15 protein-coding genes are annotated in these 12,956 nt (G+C 43.4%); 10 read left to right on the top strand and 5 right to left on the bottom strand.

Annotated features, from left to right (window positions below; genetic code table 11):
* Positions 1 to 156 precede the first annotated feature (156 nt).
* The 3 genes from BLU98_RS08295 to BLU98_RS08285 all read left to right on the top strand — a co-directional run bounded on the left by BLU98_RS08295 (position 157) and on the right by BLU98_RS08285 (position 2,142).
* A complete protein-coding gene (locus BLU98_RS08295; protein WP_092723567.1) occupies positions 157 to 402 on the top strand; it encodes a hypothetical protein in 246 nt (81 codons plus the stop codon).
* A 208-nt stretch (positions 403 to 610) separates the two neighbouring features.
* Positions 611 to 1,054: a hypothetical protein gene (locus tag BLU98_RS08290; protein ID WP_092723566.1), complete on the top strand. Its 444-nt coding sequence runs from the start codon at positions 611 to 613 to the stop codon at positions 1,052 to 1,054.
* A 200-nt stretch (positions 1,055 to 1,254) separates the two neighbouring features.
* Positions 1,255 to 2,142, top strand: coding sequence for an IS1595 family transposase (locus tag BLU98_RS08285; RefSeq protein ID WP_092723565.1), 888 nt, complete (start codon positions 1,255 to 1,257; stop codon positions 2,140 to 2,142).
* Here the strand turns inward: BLU98_RS08285 and BLU98_RS17760 are convergent.
* From BLU98_RS17760 to BLU98_RS08275, 3 genes are all read right to left on the bottom strand, one after another.
* Complete coding sequence (locus tag BLU98_RS17760; RefSeq protein ID WP_257574824.1) at positions 2,120 to 2,266, bottom strand: hypothetical protein; 147 nt, start codon at positions 2,264 to 2,266, stop codon at positions 2,120 to 2,122. The two genes, BLU98_RS08285 and BLU98_RS17760, sit on opposite strands and share 23 nt — an antisense overlap.
* A gap of 225 nt (positions 2,267 to 2,491) precedes the next feature.
* Complete coding sequence (locus BLU98_RS08280) at positions 2,492 to 2,950, bottom strand: hypothetical protein (RefSeq protein ID WP_092723564.1); 459 nt, start codon at positions 2,948 to 2,950, stop codon at positions 2,492 to 2,494.
* Positions 2,950 to 3,228, bottom strand: a complete 279-nt coding sequence (locus BLU98_RS08275; RefSeq protein WP_092723563.1) for a hypothetical protein — start codon at positions 3,226 to 3,228, stop codon at positions 2,950 to 2,952. The genes BLU98_RS08280 and BLU98_RS08275 overlap by 1 nt, the downstream gene beginning before the upstream one ends.
* Positions 3,229 to 3,483: 255 nt before the next feature.
* Here BLU98_RS08275 and BLU98_RS08270 point away from each other — a divergent pair, with 255 nt between their 5' ends.
* Positions 3,484 to 3,909, top strand: a complete 426-nt coding sequence (locus BLU98_RS08270; RefSeq protein ID WP_092723562.1) for a hypothetical protein — start codon at positions 3,484 to 3,486, stop codon at positions 3,907 to 3,909.
* A gap of 62 nt (positions 3,910 to 3,971) precedes the next feature.
* Here BLU98_RS08270 and BLU98_RS08265 read toward each other — a convergent pair whose 3' ends face one another.
* Positions 3,972 to 4,523 carry a YqgE/AlgH family protein gene (locus BLU98_RS08265; RefSeq protein WP_092723561.1) on the bottom strand — a complete coding sequence of 184 codons (552 nt, stop codon included), beginning with the start codon at positions 4,521 to 4,523 and terminating at the stop codon, positions 3,972 to 3,974.
* A gap of 53 nt (positions 4,524 to 4,576) precedes the next feature.
* On the opposite strand from BLU98_RS08265, the gene BLU98_RS08260 reads away from it, so the two are divergent.
* A complete protein-coding gene (locus BLU98_RS08260) occupies positions 4,577 to 5,905 on the top strand; it encodes a sensor histidine kinase (protein WP_092723560.1) in 1,329 nt (442 codons plus the stop codon).
* Here BLU98_RS08260 and BLU98_RS08255 read toward each other — a convergent pair.
* A complete protein-coding gene (locus tag BLU98_RS08255) occupies positions 5,891 to 7,117 on the bottom strand; it encodes an S-adenosylmethionine:tRNA ribosyltransferase-isomerase (protein WP_092723559.1) in 1,227 nt (408 codons plus the stop codon). The two genes, BLU98_RS08260 and BLU98_RS08255, sit on opposite strands and share 15 nt — an antisense overlap.
* A 239-nt stretch (positions 7,118 to 7,356) precedes the next feature.
* Between BLU98_RS08255 and mraZ the strand changes: the two genes are divergently transcribed.
* The 5 genes from mraZ to BLU98_RS08230 all read left to right on the top strand — a co-directional run bounded on the left by mraZ (position 7,357) and on the right by BLU98_RS08230 (position 12,919).
* A complete protein-coding gene (mraZ, locus tag BLU98_RS08250; protein WP_026773560.1) occupies positions 7,357 to 7,806 on the top strand; it encodes a division/cell wall cluster transcriptional repressor MraZ in 450 nt (149 codons plus the stop codon).
* Between the two features lie 107 nt (positions 7,807 to 7,913).
* A complete protein-coding gene (rsmH, locus tag BLU98_RS08245) occupies positions 7,914 to 8,819 on the top strand; it encodes a 16S rRNA (cytosine(1402)-N(4))-methyltransferase RsmH (protein WP_092723558.1) in 906 nt (301 codons plus the stop codon).
* Positions 8,820 to 8,919: 100 nt separating this feature from the next.
* Positions 8,920 to 9,240 (top strand): FtsL-like putative cell division protein, encoded by a 321-nt coding sequence (locus BLU98_RS08240; protein WP_092723557.1) that lies wholly within the window; start codon positions 8,920 to 8,922, stop codon positions 9,238 to 9,240.
* Between the two features lie 100 nt (positions 9,241 to 9,340).
* Positions 9,341 to 11,452: a PASTA domain-containing penicillin-binding protein gene (locus BLU98_RS08235; RefSeq protein WP_092723556.1), complete on the top strand. Its 2,112-nt coding sequence runs from the start codon at positions 9,341 to 9,343 to the stop codon at positions 11,450 to 11,452.
* A gap of 3 nt (positions 11,453 to 11,455) precedes the next feature.
* On the top strand, positions 11,456 to 12,919 hold the full coding sequence (locus BLU98_RS08230) for a UDP-N-acetylmuramoyl-L-alanyl-D-glutamate--2,6-diaminopimelate ligase (protein WP_092723555.1): 1,464 nt from the start codon (positions 11,456 to 11,458) through the stop codon (positions 12,917 to 12,919).
* The last annotated feature ends 37 nt before the right edge of the window (positions 12,920 to 12,956 follow it).

Here is a 12,956-nt window from a genome sequence, read left to right as displayed (position 1 = left end):
GCCAGGAGCAAAAATAAAATGATCATTCAATTTTGCCCTGGGCTTAAGCCCAGGGCTTTCTGTTAAAAAAAGCCTAATTCAAATAAATCTGGTTTGAAAGGAGATTTTGAAAGGGTAATTTAATCGTCTTAATTAAACCCTTAAAACGATTGTACCATGAAAAAACTTTTTGCATTAACAGTTCTGGCCGCTTTTTTTGTTGTTCCGGTAATGGCACAGGAAGGTAAAAAAGAAACCCCTAAACAAGAGAAGAAAGAATGGAAAAAAGACAAGATGCAGGACAAAAAAGAGTGGAAGAAAGATATGAAAGAGGATAAAAAAGAAGACAAGAAAGAGGATATGAAAAAGCATCACAAGCACGATAAAGATGAAAAGAGCGAGAAAAAAGAGAACAAACAATAAATGAAATCATTTTTTTTTGCCTGGGGCTTAAGCCCCAGGCATTTTAATTTAAGGTGTATGTGTATTCACGACATAAGTTTAACATGGGGCTAAGATAAGGTTTTTTTAAGGTAAATAATTATGTTAACAATTAAAAATTAGCCTATTAACTAAAAGTTTTGGTTATTTGTTATTTAGTAATACATTTGAGTAACAAAACGCATGTCCAATGCAAGATATTACTACTCAAATTAACTCCGTGACAGACATTATGAATATGTCAGCCGAAGATTTTATCCTTCATAAAATACGAATAAGGCTTGATGAAATAAATTCCCTGAAAGAGGATTATTTCAAAATAACAGGCAAACATGCCGATCATATATTGAATGCAGTGCAAAGAAGTCAATTCGTTTTCCCCAGTAAGAAAGAGATAGAAAATAACATAGCTACATTCCTTTCAGATGTAGGTACTTCTACGTTTAAGACTAATCAAATAATATCCCGTTTTCACCAAATAGAAATGACTAAAGATGTAAGGAATGATCTTACACGTAGGTATTCAGGTCAATTAACAGCCATGAAAAAGGATAAGAAAATATTCAGTAAAAAAGTGGATGGAGAAAAGGGAGATTTATTCAGTACTGATGAAAAACTATTGAAACTAATGTAAATAAATAGAGCCACAAAACGCACGTCCAAGATTGTTTAAGTGGCTCTATTAGAATTTAAAAAGGGGGATGTAGAAGAAATCCGTTCGACCATTGACAAGTTAACGGAGTGGGTGCAATACCCACCATCTCCACCATTTTTTACTACTGTAAAGTTACATTTTTCAGGGGTAAAAACAAGTAAAAACGACAAAAATTTACCATGAAAAATAGGTACACAATTGACGAATTTAGGGCTGAATACCCCAATAATGACGCATGTTTGGAGAAATTGTGGCAATTACGGTACGGAAGCAACTTTGTTTGTCCGAAATGTGAAAATACTAGCACATATAAACGGGTAAAAGGCCGCCGATCATACCAATGTCAGTCATGCGCAAATCAAATATACCCCACCCAGGGAACCATATTTGAAAAATCAACCACTCCACTCACTTATTGGTTTTATGCTATCTTTTTGCAGACAACTACCCGTAACGGTGTAGCGGCAAAAGAATTGGAAAGGCAATTGAAAATATGCTACAAAACAGCATTACGAATGAGCCATCAAATAAAAATGCTTATGGCCAATAAAAAAGTGAACAAGCTAAAAGGTGTTGTTTCTGCTGATGAATCTTTTATTGGTGGCCTGAATAAAAACCGACATTCAGATAAAAAAGTACCTGAATCACAAGGCCGTTCTTGTAAAGATAAAACACCCGTTTTCGGAATGGTTGATTTGAATGGGAATGTATCTGCTCATGTGGTTAGTGATACACAAGGGAACACATTAAAATCACTACTGGATAAACACGTAGATAAAGAAAACTCTATCGTTATTACTGATGAATGGTTGGGATATAAACAACTGGAAAATAATCAGTACAAACACGTTGTAATAAACCACCTATCAGGTGAATATGTTCGTGGTGCATTCCATAACAACCGGATAGAGGGAGTTTGGTCACAACTAAAAAGAACCATTAAAGGAACTCATGTACAAGTATCACGTAAACATCTTCAAAAATATGTTGATGAGGTTGCTTTCAGATACACCAACAGAGAAAGACAGGACGAAATGTTTGAACTTATTTTGAAGAACGTTGTTTGACAGACTTCTTCAAAACAGAAGTAAATTTTTTCTTGCCGTTTTTATCTTGCTTACTGTTCTTAGCAAATTCATTATAACCGGAAGAAACATCTAACATTGTCTTATCTTTCTTGTTCTTTGACATAATACAAATTTACATCTTTACGCAGAAATGGCACCTCCTTCTATGTAATGTATCCACAGCATAGGTATATCTCACTTCATAAACAGGAGTAGAACAATTCCTTAATCCAACACAATACCTATTTACATGGTATGCTATTGATCTACTGCCCTTGCATATAAATACATTATTAGATGATTTTATTGAAATCTGTATCAGTAGTATAAATAGTATTATTCTCATAAATTACCAATGAAAATTATAAATTTCATATGCCTTACCTAACATAACCTCTTGCATACTGTCTGGAACAATATCCTCCCAATCAGAAAATTCAAATTTTGTATCTTCTATTATGCTACCATTTGAATCGTACACTACAAATCTGTCTATTTTCATTTTACGATCAATAAAAGCAATTTCTATCATCTGTTTAATAGTAGCATTCGTATATACTTTCTCTTTGAAATGAAATTTATTAATTATTACTTTAAACCAAGTTTTTACAAACTGATTATTTTCAGCATCCTTCCAAGCTTCTATATATCTTTTCCATAAATAATACTTATTTTCACCGCCACTATATCCTATAAATTCCCAATCTTCTACATTTGTCGTTACCTTACTCCTATTAATAGGTGATTGACTTTTACTTTCAAGTTGGAAAGAAAAAAATACTATACAAAATAATATTATATATTTCATTAGTTACGATTATGTTGAATTATCAAATCTGGTGACTGAACTCCTTCATCAACATGATCTAGTTGACCATTGATGAAATAGAAAAATTTGTAGTCAGGAGGTTTACCAAATGGGTAATTTATCTTTTGATAAATTGTTTCGCTCTTTGAAGATTTTACAATTTTTACACCCTTGTTTTTAGATAAAAATGCTTGCTCATTCATGCCAATAAAAAAATAAGGGGCTTTACAACTAATGATTAATAAAACCAATAAAAGAACTAATAATGAATACCTCATATAATATTATTGATGCCTTACGTCCCGGCGGGCAGGTAAATAAAATAGCGTGGGACAATATAGCTACTGTATCGAGGTACTGGTATACCCTTAGTCCAATAGACAATAAAGCCCACGCCGTTGACGTGAGCGTTTAAAGCCATCGTTCTTGGACTAAAAGAAAATTACCAGTTTTCGATACAAGAAGTCAGCTAAACGCTAATATTTTCAGGTTTAAAAGTAAACATTAGCTTTGAAATATCAAAGACAGTTAATATGAAAACAATAACACTAACCCACAATACACCAGCCGTATTTCATGTAAGGGAATTGCCCCCGTTAAAAGAAATGGCATTGGGTTTTGGATTCAATCCCGGTAAAATGGGGGAAGATGCTGCAATAAGAATAAATATATCATTATCTGTTAATGGTGAAAACGGAATCCGGATAATAGTATGCACCCATGATTCTATGTACAAAATGGAAGGAGAAGGATTGGTTATTGAAGATAATATATTTGATTGCTGCTTAAATTCGATCAGTCTTATGAAAATGTTTCTAAAATTTCATCAATTAGGACGTTTGCTTCTTCAAGAGTTAAATTCCCTTGCTCTACCCTCGAAAGATAGTTTTGGAGAAGATTTAATTGATGTTGCGAAGGCTCTGAATGCAATCGAGGGGAAACGTGGATTTCCCCAATAGAAATAGGTATCTCTCTATAAATATAATAACTTTCTTTATTTATGTCTTGACTACACATTTACCTAATTTAATTGAGGATCGATGGGGTAATTGATCATTTGCCGGTATTCGCCGCCCAGCTCTTTGAGGGCCTCCTGCCATACCAGGTCTTTATCATGATGGAAAACCAAATTCAGATTCGCCTGCCGCGTGATCCATGTTTTTTGTTCCAGTTCATCATTCAACTGCCCGGCGCTCCAGCCGCTGTAGCCAATGAAAAAACGGATATCGTCCGGATCTAAAGTACCTTCCCGTAACTGCCCCAGCACTTCTTCAAAATCCCCACCCCAATACACGCCTTTGATCACTTCTGTTCCGCCCGGTATAAGACCCGGCTGGCGATGCAGGAAATGCAGGGTGTTTTTCTGAACAGGGCCACCTTCGTAAAGCGGGAGATCGAGTCCCTCCGCTTCTTTGACCACATCCTCCAGTTTGGCATCGAGGGTTTTATTGAGCACGAATCCGAAACTGCCTTCGTCCTGGTGCTCGCAAAGCAATACCACCGTTCGGGTAAAATTAGGGTCCTTCAAAAAAGGGTCTGAGATCAACAATATACCAGGCGTGGGAGAAGTCATAAGGAAAAGTTACAACATTTTACATAAACCCTGATCCTGTTATATTTGCTGCAATGAAAAAAACTTTCCCGGTCATCATCATACTCATTACCCTGTCGCTCTTCGGATTGATCTGGCTGCAGGTATCCTGGCTGCGTAACCTCTTGCAATTGCGAGAAGCACAATTGCTTACCAAGCTAAATGAAGTAGCAGCTACAGTGGCCAATGATATGAGTAAAGTAGTATATGGTGGCCAGAGCATACGCCCCCAACGTAGGGGCGGAATGCGCTTAGGTTCCGAATTCCCGTTGTATGTGCCGAGACCGTTGACTATCAAAGAAAAGTTCTCTCTCCAGGATGTAACCAACCGGCTAAACAGGGCATTTGATATTGAAGAGATCAAGAATACCAGGTTCGAGTTTGCTGTGCTGAATAGCAATGCCGATTTCGAAATGGGAACGACTAATTTTGAAAAGGAAAGCGATGATACAATTAATAACCGGCAATTGATTGTTCCCATCATCCCGGATAGTGGAACGGATATGGAAGGACTGGCTTCTTTCGAACATCTGGTGATTGTATTCCCCGGTTTCAAATACCAGGTATGGAAATCGCAACGATGGGTAGTGTTTGGCGCTGCATTGTTCATGATTGTGATCATCGCTGCATTTTATGTAACAGTGAAGACCCTGCTCAATCAGAAAAAGCTGAGTGAGATCAAGAGTGATTTCATCAACAACATGACGCACGAATTCAAAACGCCGCTGGCTACCATTTCACTGGCGGTGGATGCATTGAGAAATGAAAAAGTACAACGCGATCCCGATAAGATGCAGTATTTCAGCGGCATCATCAAAGAAGAGAACAGGCGGATGAACAAACACGTGGAAACCATACTGCAGGCCGCTATTTCAGAAAGGCAGGAACTGAACCTCCACCTGAGTCAACTGCATGTGCACGAGATCATCCGGCGCACGATGGACAACTACCAGCTGCAACTGGAAGAGAAGCATGGAGCCTCCAGTTTATTGCTCAATGCAAAGAACGACCTGGTGTTGGCTGATGAAGTGCATTTCACCAATATGATCTCCAACCTGGTAGACAATGCCATCAAGTATTCGAAAGAGAAACTGCAAATCAAAATATCTACCCATAGTACGGCGCATTACCTGGTGATCAGGATTGAAGACAACGGCATTGGCATGAGTAAAGAAACACTCAAACGTATTTTCGAAAAATTCTATCGCGCGCATACCGGTAACCTGCACAATGTAAAAGGATTTGGCCTCGGCATGAACTATGTGAAAACCGTGATTGATGGGCACAAAGGAAAGATCAAAGTAGAAAGTGTAGTAGGACAGGGAAGTAGTTTTACTGTTGAGATGCCGTTAAACAATGTCTGACATCAACAAACATCCATCGCCATAGCTTAAGAACCTGAACCCATGCTCCAATGCATAGTTGTATATGCGCTTCCAATCATCTCCTACAATAGCTGCAACAAGCAATAGCAATGTAGACTGCGGCTGATGAAAATTGGTGATGAGCCCCTTAGCTATTTTTAGTGTATAACCCGGCGCCATGATAATCTGCGTTTTGGTCAACAACTTTTGCAATTGATGTTGCTGCATCCAATTGATCAAAGATTGTAAAGCAAGTGATGGACTGATAGCTTCATGCTTCAACTGGTAAGGCTCCCATTGGGTAAGATGCAATGCAGCCGGTTGTATATCCGGATGCAATATCGTTTTCACTCCTAACCAATAAAGGCTTTCAATCGTTCGTAAAGAAGTGGTGCCTACCGGAACAATGGTATCAGGCCATTGTTGCAATAATTTTTCGATCACAGATAGAGGCACATCAATGAACTCAGCGTGCATATCGTGTTCTTCCATGGTGGCCGATTTCACGGGTTTGAAAGTACCCGCGCCTACATGCAACGTAACGAATTCGTGACGGATGTTTTTTTGCGAGAGCGACGCAAATACCGCATCTGTAAAATGCAGGCCGGCAGTGGGCGCTGCTACAGAACCATCGTACCTGGCATAGATGGTTTGGTAACGTTCTTTATCGCTTTCTTCCGCAGCCCGGTTCAGATAGGGAGGCAAAGGCAATGCGCCCGCCAGGTGCAACAGTTCGGCAAATGAAAGATTTGCATCGTTCCAGCTCAATTCAATGATATAATGATCGGCTCGCTGCTCAATTTTTTTTGCCGATAAAACAATACCGGAGTCGCTGAGTGCTTTGTGCAGCACCGGTTCTTTCCATTTTTTTGCGCCGCCTACCAGGCATTTCCACCACACTTTTCCTTTCTCCAGCATGGCTGAAGTAATATCGGGATACTGCTCGTGCGGCTCCAGGCAGAATATCTCTATGATACTACCGGTATTTTTCTGAAACAGTAAGCGTGCCTCCACCACTTTGGTGTTGTTGAAGACCAGCAGACTGCCCCCGGGCAATTCCCCGGCCAGTGATACATAAACCGTTTCACTGATCTGGCCGCCCCGGTATACCAGGAGCCGGCTCTGGTCACGCGCTTCCAGCGGGAATCGGGCGATGCGGTCATCCGGCAGGGTATAGGTAAAATCCAGTATGGACAATGCTTTTGGATGCATAAAACGTGGTCCTGATGAGGTTAATCACATAAAAGAGGCGGTAATTCACCGGTTATTCACACTAATTCACAGTTTGCGCAGGGGTGAAATGCCCAAAAATCGAGCAAATTCAACGCCTGTAAGCCTTTGGGGCTTATGCTTTTTGTGGATAAATACAAATGTCCCATTTTTTCGCTAAAAGTGGGAAAAAGTGTTATTTTGTGTCAACAAGTGGTAATCTTGGTAATATTTATCAACAAATGAACGGTTTTCACGGCGAATATGAGGCTACGGTAGATGCGAAAGGTCGCTTCCTGCTTCCCGGCGGACTGAAAAAACAGTTACCGGAAGGGGAAGGGCGTTTCATCATCAGCCGTGGTTTCGAAAAATGCCTCACGCTGTACCCGCTCAAAAGTTGGGAATTGATCATTGCCAAGATCAGCCAGTTGAATGATTTCGATCCCAAGGTACGCCAATTCCGTCGTCAGTTCCTGGGCGGAGCAACAGAGGTGGAGCTCGATAGCGCCGGCCGTATGTTGCTACCCGCTTCGCTGAAGGAGTTCGCCGGCCTGAGCAAGGATATTGTCCTGGCCGCGGCCCTTGACCGGTTTGAGATCTGGGATGCAGGTAAGTACAAACAGCTCTTTGAGGATTTTTCTCCGGAAGGATTCAGTGATCTGGCTCACGACGTGATGAAGGAAATTAAATAATGGCTCCATATGCACGTCATCCTGAGCGAGCGAAGCGAGTCGAAGGAGCTGCTTGAAGGTTCGGGCAGGTCCCTCGGCTACGCTCGGGATGACGATCAGAATTAATTATGAAAAGCGATTATCACATTCCAGTGTTGTATCATGAAACCATGGAAGGGTTGCGTATCAACCCCGAAGGGATTTATGTCGACTGTACGTTTGGCGGCGGTGGGCATAGCAGGGGTATCCTGGAACAGTTGAACGAAAACGGGAAATTGTTTGCGTTTGACCAGGATGCAGATGCGCAGCGAAATATTCCGAACGATGAACGCGTGGTTTTTGTGCCGCAGAATTTTCGTCACCTGCAACGTTTTTTGCGATTGCATAAAGTGACTGCAGTAGATGGTGTGCTGGCCGACCTGGGTGTGAGCAGTCACCAGTTCGACGAAGGCGACCGCGGCTTTTCAACGCGCTTTGCCGGTCCACTCGATATGCGTATGGACAGGCGGCAGCAAATATCTGCTGCTGATATTATTCGCACCTACACTGAGCAACGGCTGCACAAATTGTTTGAGCAATACGGTGAAGTGTCGAATGCCAAAACACTGGCGCGCCAGATCGTACAACAAAGAAATCATTTGCATGTTGCCACTATTGAACAGTTCAAATCACTGATCGCTCCGGTAGTAAAGGGAAATCCCAATAAGTACCTGGCGCAGGTATTCCAGGCTCTCCGGATGGAAGTGAACGACGAAATGGGTGCATTACAGGAAATGTTACAGCAGGTCCCTGCTGTGTTGAAACCGGGTGGCCGTGTAGCCATCATCACTTTTCATTCTATAGAAGACAGGATGGTGAAGAATTTTTTCCGCCAGGGAAGTTTCGATGAAACGCCCGATAACCCGCTATTGCCTGTGGTGAAGGAAGAAGTGCTGAAAGTGATTACTAAAAAACCAATCACTGCAAATGATGAAGAGTTGAAAAGAAACAGTAGGAGCAGGAGTGCGAAGTTAAGAGTGGCAGAGCGAGTATAAAATAGAACGTCATCCCGAGCGTAGCCGAGGGAGCTGACCGAGCTTTCAAGCAGGTCCTTCGACTCGCTTCGCTCGCTCAGGATGACGATAAGAATGAAACATGGAAAAAACGAACAATACTGCCAACAAGAACCCCTTCAAAGGGTTATTGAATTACCAGTGGATCACGAAGAATATTCCCTTCTTCCTGTTCTTGTCGGTATTGGCTGTAGCATACATCGCAAACGGTCACCTGGCAGACAGAACCATGCGCAAGATCAACAGCACCACCAGTGAACTGAAAGAACTGCAATACGAATACAAAACGATCAAGAGTGAAGTGATGTACAGAAGTGAAGAAGAACAGGTGGTGAAAGCGGCTGAGCCATTGGGTTTGAAAGTAGTGAGGGAAATGCCGCAACGATTAAAAGCAGAAAAGTAACTATAAAAAAACGTCACCCCGAGCGTAGCCGAGGGGCCTCACGAAGCATTCAGCAGCTCCTTCGACTCGCTTCGCTCGCTCAGGATGACGATACAAAACGATGGAAGTAAAACGCGACATACTATGGAGAGTCTACCTCTGTTATATACTGGTGGTAGTGGTATGTATCGCAGTGTTTGCCAAAGCGGTGTACATCCAGCAGGTGCAGGGAAAATACTGGCGCAGCATGAGCGACAGTCTGCACCAGAAAATAGTAGAGATAGATGCGGAGCGCGGAACCATTTATAGTGAAGACGGGCAAATGCTGAGCACCAGCATTCCGCAATTCGACATCTATATGGATTTCAGGGTGGCAGCCCTTCGCGAAAAGAATGGTCAGCGTTTTCGCGAGAATATAGACTCTTTGAGTTATTGTTTATCCAATCTCTTCGGAGATATGTCGGCCGGTGAATACAAGCAATTGCTGAAGCAAGGCTATCGTGAGAGCAGCGCTTATTTCCCCCTGAAGAAAAAAATATCCTTCAGGCAATACCAGACCCTGCGCAGTTTTCCGCTGTTCAGGCAGGGCAAATACAAGAGCGGTATGATTGCCAGTGAACGCACCATACGGCTCAACCCCTACCAGATGCTGGCGTTCAGAACGATCGGCCTGGCGCGTGACTCGAACAAGGTAGGATTGGAAATGACCTACGACAGTGTGCTCAAAGGAAGGAATGGCAAACAACTGGTGCGCTCCATAGCAGGTGGTGTGAATGTGCCGGTGAATGATAACTATGAAGTAGAGCCTGAGACCGGTAAGGATATCGTAAGCACGATAGATGTTTTCATACAGGAAGTAGCGGAGAATGCATTGATGCGCATGTTGGTGAAGAACGAAGCGGAACATGGTTGCGCTATTGTGATGGAAACGAAAACGGGCAAGATCAAAGCCATTGCCAACCTGGGCAAGCGCAGTGATGGTAGTTATTGGGAAGATTTCAATTATGCCATCACGCCCTCGGAGCCAGGATCAACTTTTAAGCTGGCCACGCTGATGGCTTTGCTGGAAGACAGAAAAGTTTCTTTGAATCAAATGGTGAACCTCGAGCAGGGGAACTGGAAAGTTGCAGGTCAAACGGTGTTCGACAGTGAAGAGCATCCGCCGGGAGAAGTAACGGTGAAGCGCGCCTTTGAGCTCAGCTCGAATGTAGGTATGGCAAAACTTACCCTTGCAGGTTTTGGATCTGCGCCCAGCCAGTTCATCCGCCACCTGAAAAGAATGCGGGTTGATACCATTACCGGTATTGACCTGGCGGGTGAAAAAAGACCGGTGATCTACAAACCCGGCAGCAGGTACTGGGGGCCTACTACATTACCCTGGATGGCTTTCGGTTATAACCTGTTGGTAAGTCCGCTCCAAACCCTGGTGTTGTACAACGCAGTAGCCAACGGTGGTAAAATGATGAAGCCTTATCTCGTAAGCGCCATCAAAGAAGAAGGCTTATTGCTGCGTAGTGTTGAGCCGGTAGTAGTGGAAGAAAAGATATGCAGCGATCAAACCCTGCAAGAACTGAAATCCTGTCTCGAAGGCGTTTGCACAGCAGGAACGGCGGCGGGCGTTTTCAAGAACACACCTTATGCAGTGGCCGGGAAAACAGGTACAGCGCTGATGGCTGATAACAACAGGGGGTATGCAGATCAGATATACCAGTCATCTTTTGCAGGCTATTTCCCTGCCGGTGACCCGCAGTTTACCTGCATAGTAGTGATTAAGAACAAGCCGCATGCATTGTTTCACCATGGCGCTTCGGTAGCAGCGCCGGTGTTCAAAGAGATAGCAGACAGGTTGTACAGCAGTTATGTGCGGCAGCCTGTTAAGAAAGAAAACGAATGGAAGAAAAATGACAGCAGCAGCTTTAATTATACTGGTTTGAAACAAGAGATGGCCTGTGTGGCGAGAACCTTGAAGATACCTTATAAAGATACTCCCGAGAGTGTGAACGAGTGGGTTGATTTCGGTGGCAAGAGTATGGGAGCGGTGATGCAATCCAGAACCGTTGACGAAAAATTGATGCCGCAGTTGAAAGGGATGGGACTGAAAGATGTGGTATACCTCTGTGAGAACATGGGTTTGAAAATAAAAGCGAATGGAAGAGGGAAAGTAACTACCCAATCCATTGCAGCCGGACAAATGATCGCAAAAGGACAACTGGTAACGATAGAACTGAATTAAACAATGGCAAAACTGCAAGACATATTGTACAAAGTGCACCTGACCCAGGTGCATGGCAGCACGGCTGTTGAGGTGAAAGACATCCAGATCGACTCGCGCCATGTAAGTGCAGGCTCTGTATTCGTAGCCATCCGCGGCGCGGCGTCTGACGGACACCGCTTTATTTACAACGCCGTAGAAGCAGGAGCTGTTGCCATTGTATGTGAAGAGATGCCGGAAGTGATGTCGGACGGCGTGACTTACCTGCAAACCAGTAACACACATGAATCGGTGGCTTATATGGCGCACCAGTTCTATGGGGAGCCATCGCTGAAAATGAAGCTGGTGGGGGTTACCGGTACGAATGGCAAAACAACCATCGCCACCCTGTTGTTCAAATTGTTTACACAGCTGGGATACACTTGCGGGTTGGTAAGCACGGTGCAAAACCAGATCGGCGACAAGATCATCCCCGCAACACATACCACACCCGATGCGGTGAGCCTGAATGCTTTGTTGAAACAGATGTACGACGAAGGATGTACGCATGTATTCATGGAGTGCAGCAGCCACGCCATCCACCAGCATCGCATTACCGGGTTGCAGTTTACCGGGGCCTTGTTCAGCAATATCACACACGACCACCTCGATTACCATAAAACATTCGATGAATACATACGTGTGAAAAAAAGTTTCTTCGATCATTTACCGGCTACTGCTTTCGCCGTTTCGAACGCCGATGATAAGCGGGGAGAAGTGATGCTGCAGAACACACACGCTAAAAAATATTTCTACAGCCTGAAAACGCTGGCTGCCTTCAAAGGAAAAATACTGGAGAATGCGCTGACCGGACTGGTGATGCTGGTGAACGATCAGGAAGTGCATTTCAGGCTGATTGGTGAATTCAACGCATACAACCTGCTGGCAGTATACGGCGCGGCGATGTGTTTGGGAGAAGATAAGGAGAAAGTGCTGGTGAAACTGAGCATGCTCACCGGGGCGGAAGGCCGGTTCGATTATATCATCAGCGGCGGGCTGATCATCGGTATTGTTGACTATGCACATACACCCGATGCATTGGAAAATGTATTGACCACCATTCGCAAGTTGCGCAAAGGACATGAACAGATCATTACGGTAGTAGGCTGTGGTGGCGACAGGGATAAGACCAAGCGGCCGATGATGGCGCAGTCTGCCTGTGACCTGAGCGACAAAGTGATCTTCACCAGCGACAACCCACGCACAGAAGATGCTTCACAGATATTGAGGGATATGGAAGAAGGGTTGTCGAGTGCAGCAAAAAGAAAATACATCTCTATTGTAGACAGGCGCGAAGCGATCAAGACGGCTGTCAGCTTTGCCAATGAAGACGACATTGTATTAGTGGCCGGAAAAGGACATGAAAAATACCAGGACATCGGCGGCGTAAAACATCCGTTTGATGATAAACAAGTATTAAAAGAAATGTTTGAGCTATTAAATAAATAAAACAATCAACCGTCATCCTGAGCGAGCGAAGCGAGTC

This window comes from Hydrobacter penzbergensis, assembly GCF_900106985.1.
GTDB lineage: Bacteria > Bacteroidota > Bacteroidia > Chitinophagales > Chitinophagaceae > Sediminibacterium > Sediminibacterium magnilacihabitans.
The sequence above is the reverse complement of the archived record's forward strand: the minus strand, read 5'-3'. Positions and strand labels throughout refer to the sequence as shown.